The sequence below is a fragment of the Treponema primitia ZAS-2 genome (assembly GCF_000214375.1).
GTDB lineage: Bacteria > Spirochaetota > Spirochaetia > Treponematales > Breznakiellaceae > Termitinema > Termitinema primitia.
On sequence record NC_015578.1, the window covers coordinates 3,751,780 to 3,770,891 of the forward strand.

Annotated in this window: 19 protein-coding genes; 8 read left to right on the forward strand and 11 right to left on the reverse strand. The window is 51.8% G+C overall.

Annotated elements, in window-relative coordinates:
• Positions 1 to 26: 26 nt before the first annotated feature.
• A complete protein-coding gene (locus TREPR_RS16295; protein WP_015709449.1) occupies positions 27 to 752 on the forward strand; it encodes a queuosine precursor transporter in 726 nt (241 codons plus the stop codon).
• Here TREPR_RS16295 and TREPR_RS16300 read toward each other — a convergent pair.
• Positions 749 to 1,456, reverse strand: coding sequence for a DUF3786 domain-containing protein (locus tag TREPR_RS16300; RefSeq protein WP_015709450.1), 708 nt, complete (start codon positions 1,454 to 1,456; stop codon positions 749 to 751). The two genes, TREPR_RS16295 and TREPR_RS16300, sit on opposite strands and share 4 nt — an antisense overlap.
• On the opposite strand from TREPR_RS16300, the gene TREPR_RS16305 reads away from it, so the two are divergent.
• The 3 genes from TREPR_RS16305 to TREPR_RS18010 are packed head-to-tail and all read left to right on the forward strand — an operon-like array spanning position 1,433 to position 3,906.
• Positions 1,433 to 2,290 (forward strand): tRNA threonylcarbamoyladenosine dehydratase, encoded by an 858-nt coding sequence (locus TREPR_RS16305; RefSeq protein ID WP_015709451.1) that lies wholly within the window; start codon positions 1,433 to 1,435, stop codon positions 2,288 to 2,290. The two genes, TREPR_RS16300 and TREPR_RS16305, sit on opposite strands and share 24 nt — an antisense overlap.
• Positions 2,283 to 3,029, forward strand: a complete 747-nt coding sequence (locus tag TREPR_RS16310) for a tRNA 2-thiocytidine biosynthesis TtcA family protein (RefSeq protein WP_015709452.1) — start codon at positions 2,283 to 2,285, stop codon at positions 3,027 to 3,029. The genes TREPR_RS16305 and TREPR_RS16310 overlap by 8 nt, the downstream gene beginning before the upstream one ends.
• A gap of 31 nt (positions 3,030 to 3,060) precedes the next feature.
• Positions 3,061 to 3,906, forward strand: a complete 846-nt coding sequence (locus TREPR_RS18010) for a glucosaminidase domain-containing protein (RefSeq protein WP_015709453.1) — start codon at positions 3,061 to 3,063, stop codon at positions 3,904 to 3,906.
• A 33-nt stretch (positions 3,907 to 3,939) separates the two neighbouring features.
• Here TREPR_RS18010 and TREPR_RS16320 read toward each other — a convergent pair whose 3' ends face one another.
• The 6 genes from TREPR_RS16320 to TREPR_RS16345 all read right to left on the reverse strand — a co-directional run bounded on the left by TREPR_RS16320 (position 3,940) and on the right by TREPR_RS16345 (position 10,351).
• Complete coding sequence (locus TREPR_RS16320) at positions 3,940 to 4,980, reverse strand: extracellular solute-binding protein (RefSeq protein ID WP_015709454.1); 1,041 nt, start codon at positions 4,978 to 4,980, stop codon at positions 3,940 to 3,942.
• 69 nt (positions 4,981 to 5,049) lie between these two features.
• The gene (locus tag TREPR_RS16325; protein WP_015709455.1) at positions 5,050 to 5,916 is read right to left on the reverse strand and encodes an ABC transporter permease; all 867 of its coding nucleotides are present in this window, start codon (positions 5,914 to 5,916) and stop codon (positions 5,050 to 5,052) included.
• Positions 5,913 to 6,746, reverse strand: coding sequence for an ABC transporter permease (locus TREPR_RS16330; protein WP_015709456.1), 834 nt, complete (start codon positions 6,744 to 6,746; stop codon positions 5,913 to 5,915). Before TREPR_RS16330 ends, TREPR_RS16325 begins: the two co-directional genes overlap by 4 nt.
• A 47-nt stretch (positions 6,747 to 6,793) precedes the next feature.
• Positions 6,794 to 7,972 (reverse strand): ABC transporter ATP-binding protein, encoded by a 1,179-nt coding sequence (locus tag TREPR_RS16335; RefSeq protein ID WP_015709457.1) that lies wholly within the window; start codon positions 7,970 to 7,972, stop codon positions 6,794 to 6,796.
• Positions 7,973 to 8,178: 206 nt separating this feature from the next.
• The gene (locus TREPR_RS16340) at positions 8,179 to 9,240 is read right to left on the reverse strand and encodes a KamA family radical SAM protein (RefSeq protein ID WP_015709458.1); all 1,062 of its coding nucleotides are present in this window, start codon (positions 9,238 to 9,240) and stop codon (positions 8,179 to 8,181) included.
• A gap of 157 nt (positions 9,241 to 9,397) precedes the next feature.
• Entirely contained in the window at positions 9,398 to 10,351 is a 954-nt protein-coding gene (locus tag TREPR_RS16345; protein ID WP_015709459.1) for an AraC family transcriptional regulator, read from the reverse strand.
• A 110-nt stretch (positions 10,352 to 10,461) separates the two neighbouring features.
• Between TREPR_RS16345 and TREPR_RS16350 the strand changes: the two genes are divergently transcribed.
• Together TREPR_RS16350 and TREPR_RS16355 are read left to right on the forward strand one after the other, a co-directional pair.
• Positions 10,462 to 10,947: a hypothetical protein gene (locus TREPR_RS16350; RefSeq protein ID WP_041611264.1), complete on the forward strand. Its 486-nt coding sequence runs from the start codon at positions 10,462 to 10,464 to the stop codon at positions 10,945 to 10,947.
• A 1-nt stretch (position 10,948) separates the two neighbouring features.
• Positions 10,949 to 11,557, forward strand: coding sequence for a sugar O-acetyltransferase (locus TREPR_RS16355; protein ID WP_015709461.1), 609 nt, complete (start codon positions 10,949 to 10,951; stop codon positions 11,555 to 11,557).
• A 137-nt stretch (positions 11,558 to 11,694) separates the two neighbouring features.
• Here TREPR_RS16355 and TREPR_RS16360 read toward each other — a convergent pair whose 3' ends face one another.
• Both TREPR_RS16360 and galE read right to left on the reverse strand, forming a co-directional pair.
• Positions 11,695 to 12,954: a M20 family metallo-hydrolase gene (locus TREPR_RS16360; RefSeq protein WP_015709462.1), complete on the reverse strand. Its 1,260-nt coding sequence runs from the start codon at positions 12,952 to 12,954 to the stop codon at positions 11,695 to 11,697.
• Positions 12,955 to 12,990: 36 nt separating this feature from the next.
• The gene (galE, locus tag TREPR_RS16365; protein WP_015709463.1) at positions 12,991 to 13,962 is read right to left on the reverse strand and encodes a UDP-glucose 4-epimerase GalE; all 972 of its coding nucleotides are present in this window, start codon (positions 13,960 to 13,962) and stop codon (positions 12,991 to 12,993) included.
• A gap of 207 nt (positions 13,963 to 14,169) precedes the next feature.
• On the opposite strand from galE, the gene TREPR_RS16370 reads away from it, so the two are divergent.
• Positions 14,170 to 15,231, forward strand: a complete 1,062-nt coding sequence (locus TREPR_RS16370) for an InlB B-repeat-containing protein (RefSeq protein WP_015709464.1) — start codon at positions 14,170 to 14,172, stop codon at positions 15,229 to 15,231.
• Between the two features lie 269 nt (positions 15,232 to 15,500).
• Here the strand turns inward: TREPR_RS16370 and TREPR_RS16375 are convergent, their stop codons facing one another.
• Positions 15,501 to 16,268: a GDSL-type esterase/lipase family protein gene (locus TREPR_RS16375; RefSeq protein ID WP_015709465.1), complete on the reverse strand. Its 768-nt coding sequence runs from the start codon at positions 16,266 to 16,268 to the stop codon at positions 15,501 to 15,503.
• 290 nt (positions 16,269 to 16,558) lie between these two features.
• Here TREPR_RS16375 and TREPR_RS16380 point away from each other — a divergent pair, with 290 nt between their 5' ends.
• Positions 16,559 to 16,891, forward strand: coding sequence for a helix-turn-helix domain-containing protein (locus TREPR_RS16380; RefSeq protein WP_015709466.1), 333 nt, complete (start codon positions 16,559 to 16,561; stop codon positions 16,889 to 16,891).
• A 107-nt stretch (positions 16,892 to 16,998) separates the two neighbouring features.
• On the opposite strand, the gene abc-f is transcribed toward TREPR_RS16380, so the two are convergent.
• Entirely contained in the window at positions 16,999 to 19,107 is a 2,109-nt protein-coding gene (abc-f, locus tag TREPR_RS16385) for a ribosomal protection-like ABC-F family protein (RefSeq protein WP_015709467.1), read from the reverse strand.
• Between the last annotated feature and the right edge of the window lie 5 nt (positions 19,108 to 19,112).

The window sequence follows — 19,112 nt, forward strand, 5'->3', positions numbered from 1 at the left end:
CGCCTTATCAAAACAAGGAGTTTTCTATGAATACCCGATCCTTCCGTTACCTCGACCTAATCATGGCCTTTTTCGTGGCGGTACTTATCACCAGCAATGTGGCGTCCTCGGCTAAAATCGTGGACCTGGGATTTTCGGTCCTGGGATACCGTCTGGCCTTTGACGGCGGAACCCTGCTTTTCCCCCTGTCCTACGTTTTCGGTGACATCCTCACCGAGGTCTATGGCTTCCGCGCTTCCCGGCGGGTCATCTGGGCCGGATTCGCCGCCCTGGCCCTGTCTTCCCTGATCTTCTTCTTCCTCCGGCTCCTCCCGGCGGACGGCGAATGGGAGGCTTATGCCGGAACCGCCGCCTATGACGCCATCCTGGGGGGCATGAGTACCGGGGGCATAGCCCTGGCGAGTCTTACCGCTTATTTGGTGGGGGAATTCTCCAATTCGGTGGTTCTTTCCCGAATGAAGGTGCTTATGAAAGGGAGGCTGCTCTGGGTCCGTACCATAGGCAGCACCCTGGTGGGGGAATTTCTGGACAGCCTGATCTTTGTCCTTATCGCCAGCATTACCGGGGTCTTTGGCTGGGAATTGTTTGTCTCCCTGGTGCTGACCAACTACCTGCTAAAGTGCTCCATCGAAGTAATCATGACCCCCCTGACGTACCTGGCGGTACATAAACTGAAGAAGGCCGAATCTGCGGATGTCTACGATGTGGGGATAAGTTTTAATCCCTTTAAGAGGGCAGAGGCAAACCCCTAGAGGATATCCGCCCCGTGGGCAATGGCCGCCACCAGGCAGCCGTTTAACACCGCCAGGGGCTCAAAGTCCAGAAATTCCGGGACGGTTTTATCGTAATAGATTTTGATGTCACAGGGGAATTCGTCGTCCGCCTCAAAGTATTTGATCAGCACCGGAATTTTAGGCAGCAGCCGGTATTGCCAGGCGTGTTCACCGGCGCTACGGCTTCCTTCGTAGATCATCCCCATATTTCTCGCAGCCCGGCGGAACAGTTCGTAGTCGTTCCCAAAGGCTTTCAGTATCGGTGCAACCATCCAATCGGGCCCTCTGGCGCCGCCGGAAACGAGCCCGCCGGTAAAGGTATTGAGCAGAGCAAAGTCGTACTGCGGTTCCGTATTGCCCTTTGAGATGGCGTAGTACACCAGGACGCTCAAAATATTGACGTCCACAGCCTTCCCGTCCAAAGGCCGCACCCCTTCCCGATCGACTTCATATTTTCTGCCGAGAAAGTCTATAGCCATGTTGTACCGGTCAACCAGATCAAAGCCCAGTCTGAGTGCGGCGTAGGAAAACTCGCAATCCTTCAGACGGGGAACTATAACTTCGTAGGTTTTTTCATAACCGTTTGCCATTTTATCAATGGTATAATAAGCGGGTCCCCTTGTCCACCACAGCCGCAATGGGTACAATTTAAGGGAATCATGGCTGTTAACCCAATTTTTCAACGGCTCACCCTCCTCACCGGCACTGAAGCCATGGACGCCCTGGCCCATACCCGGGTGATCGTCTTTGGGATCGGCGGTGTGGGGAGCTGGTGCGCCGAAGCCCTGGTCCGTTCCGGGGTGGGGCATATCGCCATAGTGGATTCCGATACGGTCTGCGTTACCAATATTAACCGCCAGGTCCAGGCTACCACTGCCGCCGTGGGGCAGTTCAAGGTTGATGTACTTAAAAAGCGGCTCCTGGAGATCAACCCCGGCTGCGATGTCGCCGCCTTCGGGAAGGTTTTTTCCCGGGAAAGCGCCGGGGATTTTGGCATTGAACAGGCGGACTATGTTATTGACGCCATCGACAGCCTGACCCATAAGCTGGACCTCATTGAGTATACCCTAAAAGCCGGGGTTCCCTTTTTTTCATCCATGGGTATGGCCCAAAAACTCGATCCTACCCGGCTTAAAACTGCGGATATCTGGGAAACCCAGGGCTGCCCCCTGGCCCGACTGGTCCGCGCCGGCCTGCGGAAACGGGCCTTCCAGGGCCACTTCACCGTAGTCTACAGCGCTGAGCGGCTCCCTTTGAACGCCGGCGTCTCTGTTGCCTGCGGTTCAGCCCAATGTCTCTGTCCATCCCGAAACGGCGCCGATGGGGCTACCGAGTGGTGCAGCTCCAAAAAGGTGATCAACGGGAGCGCCGTCACGGTCACTGCAACTGCGGGGATGATCCTGGGGAGCCTGGTGCTTCAGGATGTGTATGCCCGGTATAATCCGGCGCTACTTGCAACGCCGACTTCAGTCGGAGAGTCCCCCGCGCAGCTTCCCGCGGTACCGCTTCATGGCTAACCGCTTCCTCCGTACAGCCCGGGCGGACACGGTGGTGCAGAAGCTTACCGCCAAGGCCATCCTGGAACGGAACCTTATCGCTGAGGGGGACCGGATCCTCATCGCCGCCTCCGGGGGCAAGGACTCTACGGTCATGGCCTGGGCGCTTTCGGCGCTCAAACCGGCGCTGAAACGGGACTATGAGCTGGAGGCTATTCACATTTCCAGCGACTTCTGCGCGTGCTGCAAAAAGTCTGCTCTTTCCCAGCAGCTTGCCGGATGGGGCATCCCCTTTACGGATCTTTTTGTGCCGGTCATTGGCCGGCTCAAGGAGGGGGAGAAGATGAACTGCTACTGGTGTTCCACTCAGAGGCGGACAGAGCTTTTGAAATACGCGGTGGAAAACAATTTCAACAAGATCGCCCTGGGCCATCACCTGGATGACATTATCGAAACCTTCTTTATGAACATGACCGCCAAAGGGGAGCTTTCCACTATGCCCATGCTCCTTTCTTATCGAAAGTATCCGGTAAGCCTTATCCGGCCTTTGGGGTATTTGGAGGAACAACAGATCATAGCCTGCGCGGCGGAAAAGGACATACTCAAGGCGGTCTGTACCTGCCCCTACGGGATCAACTCCAAACGCCGGGATATGCGGAAGCGCATAGCCGAATTTACCGGCAATTCCGGAGCAATGAAGCGGCGTATGCTCAAGGCCCTTTCTACCGGGGAAAAGGCCTTGTCGGCTGAGAAAGAATGAAGTATTTTGGGCTTAACGCCGATAAAATTATATGCGGAAAAATTCGATATTCTTCATATTACTAATTATTGCAGGGGTATCCCTGTTTTTTTCCTGCGCTACTTCCCAGGCAATTCCCGTCTCCCGCTCCCGAACCCCGGTGGAACCGAAAAAACCAACCCTCCTGCCGAATCAGCCGCCTCAGGGAAATTCGCCCGCCGAGTCCGCAGGGGCGGGAAGGACGGCGTCCTCCTCCGGCAGGGCAACAGCGGCGCTTCCTGAACGGGTAACCCCTTCCGGGGCAGCCCCGGAGCGAATGGAAAACCCTTCGGTGAAATGGCCCCTCTTGGGCAAGGGCAGACTGGAAGCGGAAAAATTAGCGGCTTTTTTATTGAAAGTAAATGCAGAAGCGGACCCTGAATTTGTTAATCAGCTTTCAGAGCTTTACATTACGGAAGCAGCCCTGGAGGGTATCGATCACGATGTGGCCTTTTCCCAGATGTGCCTGGAAACAGGGTTCCTCCGCTATGGCGGCTTAGTAACCCCGGAGATGAATAATTTCTGCGGCCTTGGCGCCATAGGCCCGGAACAGCCCGGGGAACGCTTCCCCACTCCCCAGCTAGGCGTACGGGCCCAGATTCAGCACCTTAAGGGCTATGCCACCGAGGAACCGCTGGCCCAGGACCTGGTGGACCCTCGTTATAAGTACGTCCGCTACGGCTCGGCGCCTACCATTGAGGGCTTGGCCGGGACCTGGGCCGCAGACCGCAGTTACGCCGATAAGATCGTCAGTGTTCTGCAACGGCTCTACAATAATGCTGCCGGTCTCGCGAGGAAAGCCGGATCCGCAGCAACTGCCACTACAGCCGCAGCGGATCCGGCACAACCGAATTCGTAAAGAGGACCCCAGAAACGGGGTCCCCGGTTTTAATTACTCTCCGACCCGGATTGAAAGCCAGGCATCGTCGTAAAGTTTCAGGTCCGCTCCCACATCGTCCTTAAGCTCGGTATTGACAAGTTCCTCCGCCTGATAGAGGGGGGTAATCTTTTTCAACTGCCGGGCAGGAACATTGGCCGTAGCGGGAAAGCCGAAGTAATCGGTAAATTCCGCATAGATATCCGGCCGGTGGATGAAGTCGATGAATTTATAGGCCAGGTCCGCATTCTTGGCGCCCTTGAGCAGGCACATACTGTCGATATAGGCGGGACCGCCTTCAGGAGGAATAAAGAATGCGGTATGCGCCCTTTGTGCCTCCGAGATTTCTTCATATACCACTTCGGCGTAACCCTGGACAACCCAGAAGTCTTCGTCCGCGAATCCTTTGCCAAAGGCTTCAGCGTCAAACTTGATCAGGTTTGGCTTCCAGTAATTATTCACCAGATCCCGGGCGGCGGCAATTTCAGCGGGGTTTACGGAATTCACCGAATAGCCCAGATGGACCAGGGCGTCACCGAGCACTTCCCGCATATCGTCCAGCATGGTCATTTTCCCTTGCAGATCCTTACGACCAAAAATAGACCAGCTCTTTTCAAAGGCAGGTATCCGTGCAGTATTTACCGCAATTCCCGCCGCGCCAAAATAGTAGGGCACACTGTACTCCATGTTCGGATCGTAGGCCGCTTTCTGGAGCACTATGGGATCAATATTGCCCAAGTTGGATAATTTTGTTTTGTCGATCCGATCAAGCATTCCCTGCTTGATCATGATGGAAACATAGTCCCCGGAGGGGAAAACCAGATCGTACCCTGTGCCGCCGGACAGAAGCTTTGCGTAGAGCTCCTCGTTGGATGCAAAGGTGTCGTACACAATTTTGCAGTCATACTCTTTCTCAAATTTCCGCAGCACCGAGTCGGGAGTGTAATATATCCAGTTGTAGACATAAAGCTGCGTTTTTTTAGCGCAGCCGCTGAGCATAAACAGTGACAGTAGCGCTACTCCCAGCGCCGCGGCCAATACAGGTATTTTCTTCATCTTTTCTCCTCATGCTGAAAATTAGTTTTCAGCATCCTCCATGTATAATAAGAATCCCCAGGGAATTCTTTATTTTGCTGCGATGTATTTCAGGAAATTCCTGAGCAGATAGGTGAGAGCCACGGTCCCCAGGATCATCACCACCGATAGTGCGTTAATAACCGGGGATACCCCGAAGCGGATTGCCGAGTAGATATACAGCGGCAGAGTGGTCGACCCGGGGCCGGCTACAAAGTAGGTGATCACAAAGTCTTCAAGGGAAATCGTTACGGCGGTTAAAAACCCGGAGACTATGCCGGGCATACAGATGGGCACCGTTACTTTTAAGAAGGTTTGCCTTTCGTTTGCCCCCAGGTCGTGGGCTGCCTCGATGATGGAAAAGTCGAACTCGTCCAGCCGGGCCATTACCATGAGAAACACGAAAGGCAGGTTAAAGGTAGTGTGGGCAATAAAGATGGTGAGCAGTCCCAGCTTCATTTTGATTCCCGCAAAGAAAAGGGACAGGGAAACGCCGATTATGATCTCAGGGAGTATCATGGGAAGGAAGGAAATAGTCTGCACATAATTCCGCAGCTTGAACCGATACCAGTTGACCCCCACGGCGCCCAGAGTTCCGAAAACCGTGGCAGTCCCTGCGGAACTAACGGCGATAAGAATACTGTTCCAAAACGCCCGCCAGAGATCCCGGGAATGGAGAAAAAGCTGCTCATACCAGACCAGGGAAAACCCGGTCCACCGCATGCCCTTGGAGGCGTTAAAGGAGTATAAAATCAGTACCAGCAGGGGAAGAAAGAGAAAAATCAAGGCGGCGATAAAAACGGTCTGGGAAAAGGAAAAGGGCTTACGCTGGTATGCCCGCCGAGCATGACGGGCCGCTTCTCCCCGGGCGAACCCGGGTTTGAGGTTGGTGATGATACCTTTAATGTTGAGCTTCAATTTTCAGCTCCCTTGCTCTTCTGCTCAGAAGTTCTGCTGGCATCTTTCCTCTGGAGATTTATCATGATCAGGACCCCTGCGGTGGTGATCACCGTGAGCACCATGGAGATCGCCGAAGCCAGGGGCCAGTTCCGGGCCTTGGTAAGCTGATCCGCAATAACGTTGCCCAGCATGTAGGAATCCTTGCCCCCCACTAGGAGGGGGACCGCATAGGCCCCGAAAATGGGAATAAAGGTAAAGAGCACCGCCGTATACAGGCCGCTGCGTATGCTGGGGAGCAGTACCCGGATCATGGACTGGGCCTTGGTGGCCCCCAGGTCACGGGCGGCTTCCAGCAGGGAAAAATCGAATTTATCGATGGTGGAAAAAAGGGGCAGTATAGCATAGGGCAGGTACATATAGACCAACACCAATACTACCGTGCTCTGGTTGTAGAGAAAGTGGATATAATCGTCAATGAGCCCTATCCGTATGAGCATTTCATTCAGAAACCCGTTGTTCCCCAGGATGTTCATCCAGGCAAAAACCCTGATAAGGAAGTTGGTCCAGAAGGGAATGATGATCAGGAGCAGTAAAAATGTCTGGTTCCGGCTCCTGGCCATAAAGTAGCCGCAGGGCAGGGCGATAAGAATGGTAATAAAAGTAGCAATCACTGCGGTAACAAAGGTGCGAATGGTGATAATTATAAAGCTGGGGTTTCCCAGGGCCCGGTAAGCTTCCAGGGTAAATTCCCCCATGGACACGCCGCCGTACAGCCCCTTTCGCAAAAAACTGTAGAGCACGATGATTAAAAGAGGCGCCAGAAAAAAAATGGTGAACCAGACCGTCATGGGTGCCGAATAGAAGGGTCCGTAGTTACGCCTGGAGGAATAGGTACTCACGATTCTGCGACCCCGGCGGCTTTCTTGACTTCTACAATGTAGCCGTCGTTGGCGCCCCAGGAAAGGTACACCAAATCTTTCCAGATTATATCGGGCCCTTCGTCGGAATATTTGGCGTGCTGCTTGATCACCCTGATAAGAACGTTATTGGAATCGCTGGTCCCATCGGGCCTGTCCTGATCCAGTTTAACGTAGAATTTGGTCTGGAACCCCGAATAGATGGGCTCCTCAACAAAGCCGTGGAAGAGGTTGATGTCCCCCCGGGTGGTGGTGGGCTTTTCCTTAGAAATAAGTATCTTTTCCGGGCGAATGGTAAAGCTGACCTTCTGGCCCGGAACCACATGATCCACAGTGGTAACCTTGATGAGGCCCAGCTCCGGGATATCCAGTTCCACCATGTATTCGGTTTCGGCCTTTTGGAGCAGCTCAGCGCTCTTTATCACCCCGTCAAAGAGGTTGGTCTCCCCGATGAACCGGGCCACAAAGTCCGTGGCGGGGCTTTCATAAATATCGTGGGGGGTACCTACCTGGAGTACATCCCCCTGGTTCATGACCGCAATGCGGTCCGATACCGAAAGGGCTTCCTGCTGGTCATGGGTAACATATATGAAGGTAATACCGATCTTGTCGTGGATCTGATCCAGCTCGATGAGCATATGCTGCCGCAGCTTGGCGTCCAGGGCCGAAAGGGGCTCGTCCAGGAGCAACACCTGGGGCTCGTTGATCAGCGCCCGGGCAATAGCCACCCGCTGTTTTTGTCCCCCGGAAAGCTGGTTGGGCTTTTTTTCCGCATGGCTCTCCAACTGGACCAGCTTGAGGTATTCGTTGACCTTTTGGTCTATCTCGGATTTCCCGGCCCGTTTGATGCGAAGGGGAAAAGCCACGTTTTCGAACACCGAAAGGTGGGGAAAAAGGGCGTAGTTCTGAAAAACCGTATTGGCCTGCCGCTGGTTAGGAGGCAGGGGCAGCACATCGGCGCCATCAAAGGTAACATCCCCGGAGTCAGGGCTTTCAAACCCCGCAATAATACGCAGGAGTGTGGTTTTTCCACACCCCGAAGGCCCCAGGAGGGAGAAAAACTCCCCTTTTTTAATTTCCAAACTGACACTATTTAATGCCGTAAAATCACCGAAGAGCTTGGAAACACCTTCGATAACCACATCACTCCCTTTCAACCGTGCTCCTTCAACCTCCCTTCAAATACAGCTACGACAAAGTCGTCTACCGCCCCGGTAACCCGGTATTTTTCTTATTTGTTCTAAAAAGTACAATGCGGATTTTAAAGATTGTTGTCAATCAGCTAGCGAGTTTTTTTATTGTTTTTTAAAAGCGGGGTATGGTGTCGGGGATCTCACCCGGATATCTGTTCCACCCCATACCCTTATTCAGCGGGATAGACCCAGCGCTTCCCCCCCGGCCCTTCCAGGAGCAGGACTCGGCGGCCCTCCCGTTCTTCCTCCCCGGCTATTGCTTCCCGGCGCAGCCGTATCTTCCCCCCACCCCCGGGCAAGTCCACAGCATAGGCCGGCAGCCCCGGCCCGCCGATACGGGCCTGAAGCGCCTCGTAGATAGAAAGCCCCTGCTCCAAAGGCACCCGGAAATGGGCAGTCCCCGGGGCCAAGTCCAGCTGGAACAGGTAATAGGGGGAAAGCCCCAGGCAGAGGCATTCCCGGAAAAGCTCCTCCAGGGTTTCCACACTGTCGTTGATCCCCCGCAGGAGCACAGTCTGGACATGGACAGGTATCCCCGCATCCACACAAGCCGCCAGAGCCTCCCGCGCCGGCACCGCCAATTCCCGGGGGTGGTTGATGTGGACCGCCAGCCGCAATGGCCGCCACTGCCGGAACAGGCCGATAAGGCCGGGGCTCAGCCGTGTTGGTTCAGTAATGGGGACCCTGGTACAAACCCGGAGGAGTATGCCGGGCCGGGCTTCCCGAAGCCTCCGGAACAGCTCTCCCAGGGCAGCGTCCCCCGCAGTGAGCGGATCCCCACCGGACACCAGGATTTCCCGTATTTCAGGGTGTTCCCGCAGATAGCCCAGGGCCGCCTCCAGTTCAGCCCCGCCTATAAAGGCCTGCCCCCCGCCCACCCAGACCCGGCGGAAGCAGTAGCGGCAGTATCCCGCGCAAGCTCCCCCTGCCAGGAGCAGCGCCCGGTCCCGGTACTGGTGGACCAGCCGGGGCGAAGCTTGCCACAAGGCGGCGCCCAGGGGATCATCCAGGGCAAAGGAATCGGGGATCGCTTCCCGGGGATCCGGGAAAAACTGGCGGCGTATGGGGTCATCCGGGTCCGGGCCGGCCAGGGAGGCGAAGTGGGGGGTTACGGCAAAGGGCAGAGAAAAGCGACTGCGGAGTTCCCCAGCGTAGGCGCGTTCTGCCGGGCCGGCGGATGCGGCCAGTGCGGGGGGGAGGCGGTCAACAGTGGTGATCAGAGGAAAGGGCATATAGGGCGATAGTATACCTGTCCGGGCGGAAATTGAAAAGTATACTTAATTGGAGCTGGTGGAGGAGATACACTACTTCCAGTCTATCAGGTCAGCCAGCAACGGCTGGAACAGTTCTCGTTGTTTCTTGTCGGGTAATGTACCAAGCATTTTTCTCTTAAAATCTTGGAAGGGAATCCATATCCCTGGCACGCAGCTTCCGGCGGTATTTGCCGGGACTTATACCGATTACCCGCTTGAATATTTCTCCATAATAACTTGTTTTGGAAAAACCGGATATTAGGGCCACTTCGGTGATACTTACGTTTTCATTGGAGAGCAGGTTAAGGCTTCGGCGAACTCTCAAGTTTAACAGGTATTCAAAAACAGTCTGGTGGAGTGTCTGCTTGAAAAGCAGACAGCATTTGCTTCTGCATACCCGCCCTGCTGCGGCAATATCATCAAGCCCTACCTTTTCGCTGTAATGTTCGTTAATGAATGAAATCATCCGTTTGAGCGGGATGTCTCCCGGAACGTTTTTGTCTTCCATGGATAACGAAGCAGCAATCGTGTTAGCAAAGAGCAGCGACCAAAGCGCGTAGAATCGGCTCTGTATTTCCAGAACTGAATCATCGCTTGATTGCAAACAGAGCCGCGCTAGTGCACCAATTCTGACGGAGGCTTCACGGTACCAATTTTTTTCCGAATTGGGATCGTGAATTGAAGAATTGGTATTAGCCGGAAAAAACAAGGTCTCGTAACGGGTATCATAGAGGAGGGGATTAACAAAACGCTTTTCAATATACGGATCAGCACAGAGCAGGGAAGGATGCAGTAAAAGGCTGATAAACACACACTCCACAGCGCCGTGTTTACCGGAGCTGCCGAAATGCAGTTGGTTGGCATTGACAAAAATTACGTCCCCTGCAACAAGGGGGAAAAGTTTGTCATTCACATGATAGGTCATTTCCCCTTCAAGTATGATAATAAATTCAAGATCCCGATGCCAATGACAATCTGCGGCATATCCAATAAATTGGGAGAGCCTCTGGTTAAATGCATATATGGGCAGGTTTGACGAGGTGTACTGAACCTCTTCCGACATATCTTCCCGCACGCGTAATTTTTCCATAACTTACCTCATAAAAATACAATAGTTATAAAAATATAGAAAATATTGGTATACATCACCGATTTTCAAGAATATCCTGATATTCAAGAAATGGCAAGTGAGGAAAGAATATGCCTAAGAAAAGGGTTTTGCTTGTTTTGCCCGCTTTATTGGCAGTCTGTTTTTCAACTTGTGAAAAAGATGGATCCCCGGCCAATATATCAGGGCGGATGGCCGGCGATATCGCCTTTAATCAAGACAGGGCTATTTCTATGCCAGAGGATCTGGACATGAAATTGATGCGTCTGGATATAAAAATGATGCACTTGATAGGAGATTTATTTAGCCCCGGTTTCGCTTTCAACCCGTTCAAATCCGATATCCAGCGAGCTGATGGGGATGCCATGAATAAGGTTCAGGACATCTTAAAACGTGCAATTTATTCAGGAAATATGGAACAGATACAACAGGTAGAAGAAATCTTGGAATTATTTACGGGTTTACCGAAAAATGTCCGCAAACAGATGGACGAAAAAAATACGGTAAACACTCTTTCTGACCGGGAAAATATCGCAAGCTTTCTCGTCGGTATTAAGGCTATAAGCAAAGGAGAATAGTATGACCAATAAAGAGCGGAAAGAGCATGGATTGTATTACCGTTATGATGACCCCGAGGTAATGGGGCCGCAGCTCCAATATATGGAGAAATTGTACGATTACAATAACACCAGGCCCTTGGAACATGATAAGAAGCAGGGGCTTTTAAAAGAAATGTTTGCTGAAATCGGTGATGGCTGCCATATAGAAACACCGTTGAATTCAAACTGGGGCTGTCATCACGTACATTTTGGAAGTGGTATCTATGTTAATTTTAATTTATCCCTTGTGGATGATGCGGACATTTATGTAGGAGATCACTGTATGATTGCGCCGAATGTAGTTATTGCCACTTCGGGTCATCCTATACTGCCCATATTGCGTGAACACAATTATGTATACAACTTCCCGGTACATATCGGTAAAAACGTTTGGATCGGTTCAAGCGTTCAGATACTGCCGGGCGTAACAATCAGCGATAATTCAGTAATAGGCGCCGGAAGCGTAGTTAAAAATGATATTCCTGCAAATGTAGTTGCAGTAGGTACTCCTTGCAGGGTTCTTCGTGAGATTGGCGAAAGAGACAGGAAGTTCTTTTTTAAGGATAAAGAACTGGATGTATGGGAGTAAGGGGGAACAGCCTCCTGTTTACAGAATATATTGGTAGATATTACCAATTACTAAGGATATCCTGATATCCATAAAGAGCAAGGAGGAAAGAATATGCTCAGAAAACGGTTGATACATATCCTAAGTGAGCTAAACCCCTATCGTTCCTCTGTCATGAGCAGCGCCATCACCTTCGCGTCCCCCAGGATGTTATTCACCAGGGTATACTCGTTAGGCTGGTGGGCGGTGTCGTCCATACGGCTCCACACCACCGAATCACTGCCGGCGTTGCGGAGGAAGGCCCCCACGGTGCCGCCCCCTATGCCGATAGGCCGGGTTTCTACCTGATACACTTCCTTGACAATCTTTGAGAGCAGTTTTACTAAAGGCGCATCAGGGGAGGTGGGTTTTGACTCCTGGCACTGGGGAAGGGTATAGCTGATTTTGACCCCGTGCTTGGCTTCTATTTCCGCCTTGATACGGTCGATTTCCGCCAGCACTGTTTTGGCGGGATACCGGGGGAGGACCCGCATATCCATGCAGAACACGTCATCGCCGGGAATAGTATTGATGTTGGGGACGTTGGCCTCTTTTTTGGTGGGCTGGAAGGTGGAGTAATCCGGTTCAAAGAGAGGGTCGTGGTCGGGAAATTTCCGGGTAAGCTCCTCGTGGAGCCGCACCGCCAGTTCCGCCCCGGCAAGGTGGGCGTTTATGCCCTGGTCAGGCCGGGAACCGTGAGCCTGGGCGCCAATGGTGCTGAACCGGGCCCAGATGAGGTTCTTCTCCGCAATCTCGATGGTTTCCCCCTTGGGGTCCCCGCCATCGGGAATGAGGATCATGTCGTCTTTGCGGAATAATTCCGGAATAGCCGTACCCTGATTTTTGATGAGCCAGTCTATGCCGTAGGCGCTGCCATTCTCTTCATCGGCAGCGAAGAGCAGCTTTACTGTGTGGGCGGGGACTATGCCCTGCTTGACCAGGGCCAGGGCCGCTACTACCGATGCGGTAAGCCCCTGCTGGTTATCCTCCACACCCCGCCCGATAAGCCGCAAGCCCCGGCCGTCGCCGCCGTCGGCCTGAATCACTGTCCAGGGGTCGCTCTTCCACAAGGATTGTTCGCCCGGTGGCACTACGTCGATGTGGCTCATGATCCACAGCCGCTTAGTGTCCGCCTTTCCGGGAATGGTAGCGATCAGGTTAGGCCGCACCCCGCCTTTGGCCCGCTTGTCCGGGGCATCGTGGCGTTCCAGCTGGGTGATACCCTGGGCCCGGAGCCATCCTTCCAGATAGAGGCACTTGTCCAGTTCCCCTTCCCCGCCTGAGTCCGGGGAAATCGCAGGCCGTTTGGTCAGTTCCGTTTCAAGCTCCACCACTAAGGGGAAACTTTTATCAATAAAATTAAAAACTTGTTCCTTCATACTTTACACCTTACAATAAAATTATTGTTACAAATACTATTTTTTCCGATTATACGCATCCCAGCTGGTTTTTATCAACGTGTCCAGGTCCGAATACTTCGCGGTCCAGTTCAGCAGTTCGTGGGCCAGCTTTGCGGAGGCGGTGAGCTTAGCCGGATCCCCGGCACGGCGGCCTACGATTTTAGCGGGGATGGGTTTGCCGGTAATGCGCCGGGCGGCTTCCACAATTTCCAGCACCGAAAGGCCGGTCTCGCTCCCCAGGTTTACGATGAGGCTCTTGTCGTTTTTGCTGGTATAATTCAGGGCCGCCACGTGGGCCGCCGCAAGATCGCTCACATGGACATAATCCCTGACCCCGGTACCGTCAGGGGTATCGTAGTCGTTGCCGTAGATCTGCACCTCTCCCCTGATACCGCAGGCGGCTTCCATGATTATCGGGATGAGGTTTGCGGGGTTACTCTCGAGGCCGGGTATGCGGCCCCTGGGATCGTATCCTGCGGCATTGAAGTACCGGAGCGCCGCAAAGCGTATCCCCTTGAGCTGATCATACCAGCCCAGGAAGCGCTCAATTTCCAGCTTGGTAAAGCCGTAGTAGCTTTCCGGGTTGGCAGGGTGCTTTTCGTCAACCGGCAAATACTGGGGCTGGCCGAAAACCGCTGCACTGGAAGAAAAGACGATATTTTTTATGCCCCCCTCCACGGCGGCGTTCAGGATATTGACCGTACCATTGATATTGTTCACCGAATACTTTTCGGGCTTTACCATGGATTCCCCCACAGCCTTATAGGCTGCCAGATGAACCAGGGCGTCAAAGCCCCCCTTGGCCGCCCGAGAGAGGCCGGTATAATCCTGGATGTCCCCGTGGATAAATTCCGCTTCCGAGAAGAGGTTCTCCCGTTTTCCACTGGAAAGGTTGTCATAAATCGTGACCCCATGGCCCTGATCCAGGAATTCCCTGGCAACATGGCTGCCGATATACCCGGCCCCGCCGATAATTAGGATTTTCAAATAAGACTCCTTATTGGTGCAATTTTTTTCTCTGTTTAGACTATACTGGTTTTGAGGTGGTTTTCAATGGGGGGAATACGCTGCGGGTTTTCCGTACTTATTCGCCCTATGGTTCACAGGCAAGGGGCAATCTGCTATACTTACGATAATGGTACTCAGCGCCCATCGGCCCCCGTATGAGGCTAAAGAACAAAAAGGAGATGCCCTATGAAAACCGTTCTTGACAAGTTAATGGGTAATAAAGTATCGCTCACCCCCCCGATGGGTTTGCGCGGGCCTCTCGTCCGAGAATATAACAAACCTACTGTTTCCGTCCGCCCTTTCCGTTCTACCCTCGTCCTTGATTTGAAGAAAATTTCATGGGTTTTGATAATTTTAGCAGGACTTTCCTTAATGGCTTGTCCCGGCCCTGAAGACCCTAAGCCAACTGTACCAAATTATTTTACCATAACTTTTGATGCTACTGGCGGAATGGCTACTCCATCAAGACAAGTAATTTCTGGCGATGCACTAGGAACAGTACCTACACCTACAAGGTCAGGTTATACTTTTGCTGGATGGTTTACGGCTGCGAATGGTGGGGGAACTGAATATACAGCAACAACCACAATTACAGAATCCAAAACTTTGTATGCAAAATGGGTGCCAGCTACAAATCCGAAGCAAGTTATAGTTACCGGACTTTCCGTTTTTAACAGCAAAAGGTTTCAGGTATTGATTTCCACTGCACTAAATTATTCAAACGATACTATCGTCGCTGGCTATTATGATCCCGCTGGACCTACTATTTCCGATGGGTCAACGGGGGCGGTGGTAACATTATTCACAGAGGTTGAGCCTCAGCAGAGTCCCTGGACTGGTTCTGGTTCATATTATGTTGTGATCCTTATTAGAACTCCTGACGAAACTTATCATAAAGAGAGTGCGTTTATATCCATACAAAAAATCCCCTTTACTTCAGTATCCACAACGATTGTGTTTTCACCGCCAGATTATATTCAGGAGGGCGCTGACCCTGTCAAACTTCAAGGAACATGGAATGACACAGGCCCAGGAAATGCTACAGTTAAATTCACAGGGGCTTCTTATATCATTAACGAAGGTGGCCCAAATGAATCTACTGGAACCTTTGTAGTCAATGGTACTAACCATAAGCTAAAGATTACTGCTCCTGATTCAGAATTTGCGTATAGTTTCACAAATGATACTACTCTTGTATTGACAGATGGGCATGCCCAACTTAACGGAACGTATACCAAGCAGCCATAAGGGCATGCCTGGCGCTATGGGCTTGCGCCCGGTGTATCAGATACATGCCGCCTTTGCCGAGGGTTGATTACCACCGCCCACCCTAAAGACTGGGTAAGCCTTCGGTTTGTGTGGTGGCGATTGTCTTGAAACCATTGTAAAACATCGTTTTATACAGCTCGTCCACAATAAAAGCATTCCCCCGATACACCCGTGAAAAAAGCGCGCTGTACCGGTTCAGGTACTTTGTGCCGAATCAGCGGCGAATGAAATTTTTGATATTAGTCAAATTATTTGTTCTTTAAAACTTCTAAAATCATTCCCCCCCATTTCTTATATGCATCTCCAAACAAATGAACCCCGTCAGATGTGTACTTCCATTCTAGCCTGTCATCTTTTGACAGTAGTTCATTTACATCTAAATATAATATATTATTTTTTTCACAATACTCTTCCAATAAATAATTGATAGTTTTAACATACCCATTGAAATCTTTCCAGTACGAAGAATTAAAAGCAGTATATAGAATAGATTCTATACATACATCTATATTATGATTTTGAAGTTCTTTTATTATTTCTTTGATGTTATTCACAATTGTTTCTACAGTATAATAATTGTTATTTATTAATGGAATATCATTTGTTCCTATCATTAAAAAGCAGAGTTTCGGATTTAATTCATATATGTCCTCTAGTCTATGTAATACACCAAGTGTATAATCTCCCTCAATGGCCCGGTTTGATATACCAGGCAACCCTAATAATTCATTCCAGGCAACTCTGGCAGTAATTGAATCACCTAACATTACTATCGCGTATTTGCGTTTGTTGTATACGGAAAAATTTTCACGGCTTACATTTTGAAATACAAAGGCTGGAAGCTGAAAAGGTTCAGGCTTATACTCTATTTTTGTAGGCTCACTATTAATTGCTCTTAATTTTACTAATACCTTCTGCGGTACTTTATAGTGGAGTGAGATAATTGATAAAAAAATTAATGTGACTATATTAATTAAAACCAGCGAAAGTGTTAACCAGGATAGTTTTTTTCTCACAACGGTGCTCCTAAAACATTTCGATCCTGTTATTTCCAGAAAATTGGCGCATAAACAGGCCGCTCCTTAGTGGAAGTTTCATTGGAAATCTTAAGTATGCTTTGGTTCTCCGCCTTTTTTGCCCTGTTTCCCGTTATGGGACCTTTTCACAGAACCTACCGCTAATACATGTATAACAATTTCAATACATGTATTTTATCCGGTATTTTCGCATTGCGTCAACTCTATTACAGTTAAAACAACTGTAATAGAGTGTTTTCAGAATATGAGATTGCCTGTTTTATAGATAAATGACCCATTTCCAGGAGATGTTTATCAAAAACCTTCGCTATTTCCGTAAATTGCGGGGCTTAAGCCAGCTAAAATTTTCTGAATTGATAGATGTATCCCCCAACTACCTTAATGCCGTGGAAAATGGCAAGAATTTTCCTTCTCCGGAGCTTATGCAACGAATATCAGACAGGCTGGAAATATTACCTTATCAGCTTTTTCTGGAGTTTCCGTTGGAATTACACAAGTTATTACCCGGAGAAAAAAATGCAGTTATCCATGAATTGGCCCAAATTCGACAGAAATTCATCAGAGACATTGATGAAATTATAGAAAAGTACGGGCAATTTTAGCTTCCGGGCTACTCTGGAAAAGTCAAATCGAGAATAGTGGCAAATTTATCAAAAATTTCGCGGAATTTTGTCTGTTTTTGGTAAAATTCTCGATTTAATCTTCCCTGCTACCCCGCCGAAGCCTTTTCCAGCTCCGCCGCCTTGGCTTCCCATTCCCGGCCCTTCCCCTCGAGTTCTGCCGTTACCCCGTCCAGCCGGGCTTTTACCGCCCTAGCCTTCTCCCCGTTGCTGTAAACATCGGGCCGGCCCAACTCCGCTTCCAGGGCAGACTTCTCCGCTTCCAGCTCCCCAAGGTGTTTGAGGATTTCCCCTTCCTCCCGTTCCAGCCGCCGGGTAAGGGCCTGCCGCAGTTTGCTCATCTCCCGGTGGGCAGCCGCTCCAAGGGGCAGGGCGGCGGACCCGGCTTTGATCAGCATGGTTTTGGGAAGGCTTTCATGGGCAGACTCCACTTCAAGTTCCCCAAGGGGCAATGGCTCTGTTGAAACAGCAGTATTACTGTTGTCTATAGATCTATCGACAGTGATCCCAACAGTATTACTGCTTCCTACAGAACCGCCGGCACTGTCGCCGGCAAAGCCCCCGACCGCCTCCCGCTCAATGCGGTCCAGGTAGTAGCCGTAGTCCCCGTAGAAAAGCCGGGCTGCTGCGGGCTGTTCGGCGCCCCGGGCGGACAGTTCCAGGGTTTTGGTGGACAGAGCTTCCATAAAGGCCCGGTCGTGGGACACGAAGATGATGGTGCCTGAGTATTTTTTCAGGGTATCCAGGAGTATGTCCTTGGATTGCAGGTCCAGGTGATTGGTGGGCTCGTCCAGAATGAGCAGGTTCATGGGTTTGAGGAGCATCCTGAGCAGGGCAAGGCGGCTCTTTTCGCCCCCGGAAAGGACTGAGATGGGCTTGTACACATCGTCGCCCCTGAACAGGAAGGCACCCAGCATGTCCCGCACCCGGGGGATCAGTTCCGTGGGGGCCTCCCGTTCCAGGTACTCCACAACTTGTTGGGAGCCGGTCATGGTTTCTGCGGCATCCTGGGAGAAGTAGCCCGGCTGTATGCCTGCCCCGTATTGGACTGAGCCGCTGAATTTTGAATCAGAGCCGGCAAGGATGCGCAGTAATGTTGTTTTCCCCGCGCCGTTGCGGCCCACCACCACGAGTTTTTCCCCGGATTCCAGGGTCAGGCCCAGGCCGGACAGAATGGGCCGGTCACCGTAGGACTTGCCTATACCCTCCAGGGTCATGGCTATACGGCCCGAATGGGGAGGCCGGGGAAAGGCGATGCTGATCTTTTTCAGGGACTCGGGGATTTCGATACGCTCCATTTTTTCGAGCTTCTTGATCCGCTCCTGGACCATGGCTGCTTTGGTGGCCTTGTAACGGAAGCGACGTATCAGATCCTCCGCCTTGGCGATCTCCTCCTGCTGGGCGGCGTAGCGTTTAAGCAGGCTGTCCAGTTCGGTCTGGCGGACTTGTTCGTAGGCACTGTAGTTGCCTACATAACGTTTGAGCCGGCCCTGGAAAAGTTCGTACACCTCGTTGACCGTGACATCCAGGAAGTAGCGGTCGTGGGAGACCAGGAGGTAGCCCCCGGTAAAATTTTTCAGCCACAGTTCAAGCCAGGACCGGGCTTCAATGTCCAGGTAGTTGGTGGGTTCGTCCAGGAGGAGTATGTCCGCCTTTTCCAAGAGCACCTTGGCCAGGGCGATACGCATCTGCCAGCCCCCGGAAAATTCTTCGGTCTGCCGGTCCAGGTCCTCGGGGGAAAAACCGAGCCCCGATAGGACCATAGCAATGCTCTGGTCCCGGCTGTAGTAGCCGGAATTTTCCACCGCTTCCTGGAGCCGGTGGTGCTCCTCCAGCAGGGCAACGGTGCGGCTGTCATCGGCCTTTGCTGTTTCCAGGGTCCGGCCTATGGCTTCTATCTCTTCCAGCAGGGCGATGATCCCGCTATAGGCAGTCTCCGCCTCTTCCCGCAGGGTGGAGCCCCGGTGGACTATCCCCGACTGGGGTAGGTAGGAGACCCGGCAACCCTTTTGGACCGCCCGCTCCCCGGAATCGGGGGCGAGTTTCCCGGCGATAACCTTCATCAGGGTGGATTTGCCGGAGCCGTTGATCCCCGCCAGGGCGGCCCGGGAACCGGCTGCCAGATTGAGGCCCACTTCTTTCAGAATGTCCCGGTCCCCGAAGGCAAGGGAAACCCGGGTAAATTGTACAAATGCCATGGCTG

What these genes read in the sequence shown, in the direction of transcription:
- TREPR_RS16360 (WP_015709462.1), bottom strand. Translation starts at nt 12,954, where the DNA reads ATGAAGGAACAAGTTTTTAATTTTATTGATAAAAGTTTCCCCTTAGTG.
- TREPR_RS16330 (WP_015709456.1), bottom strand. Translation starts at nt 6,746, where the DNA reads ATGACGGTCTGGTTCACCATTTTTTTTCTGGCGCCTCTTTTAATCATC.
- TREPR_RS16355 (WP_015709461.1), top strand. Translation starts at nt 10,949, where the DNA reads ATGACCAATAAAGAGCGGAAAGAGCATGGATTGTATTACCGTTATGAT.
- TREPR_RS16380 (WP_015709466.1), top strand. Translation starts at nt 16,559, where the DNA reads ATGACCCATTTCCAGGAGATGTTTATCAAAAACCTTCGCTATTTCCGT.
- TREPR_RS16310 (WP_015709452.1), top strand. Translation starts at nt 2,283, where the DNA reads ATGGCTAACCGCTTCCTCCGTACAGCCCGGGCGGACACGGTGGTGCAG.
- TREPR_RS16305 (WP_015709451.1), top strand. Translation starts at nt 1,433, where the DNA reads ATGGCTGTTAACCCAATTTTTCAACGGCTCACCCTCCTCACCGGCACT.
- abc-f (WP_015709467.1), bottom strand. Translation starts at nt 19,107, where the DNA reads ATGGCATTTGTACAATTTACCCGGGTTTCCCTTGCCTTCGGGGACCGG.
- TREPR_RS16370 (WP_015709464.1), top strand. Translation starts at nt 14,170, where the DNA reads ATGAAAACCGTTCTTGACAAGTTAATGGGTAATAAAGTATCGCTCACC.
- TREPR_RS16350 (WP_041611264.1), top strand. Translation starts at nt 10,462, where the DNA reads ATGCCTAAGAAAAGGGTTTTGCTTGTTTTGCCCGCTTTATTGGCAGTC.
- TREPR_RS16340 (WP_015709458.1), bottom strand. Translation starts at nt 9,240, where the DNA reads ATGCCCTTTCCTCTGATCACCACTGTTGACCGCCTCCCCCCCGCACTG.
- TREPR_RS18010 (WP_015709453.1), top strand. Translation starts at nt 3,061, where the DNA reads ATGCGGAAAAATTCGATATTCTTCATATTACTAATTATTGCAGGGGTA.
- TREPR_RS16320 (WP_015709454.1), bottom strand. Translation starts at nt 4,980, where the DNA reads ATGAAGAAAATACCTGTATTGGCCGCGGCGCTGGGAGTAGCGCTACTG.
- TREPR_RS16345 (WP_015709459.1), bottom strand. Translation starts at nt 10,351, where the DNA reads ATGGAAAAATTACGCGTGCGGGAAGATATGTCGGAAGAGGTTCAGTAC.
- TREPR_RS16295 (WP_015709449.1), top strand. Translation starts at nt 27, where the DNA reads ATGAATACCCGATCCTTCCGTTACCTCGACCTAATCATGGCCTTTTTC.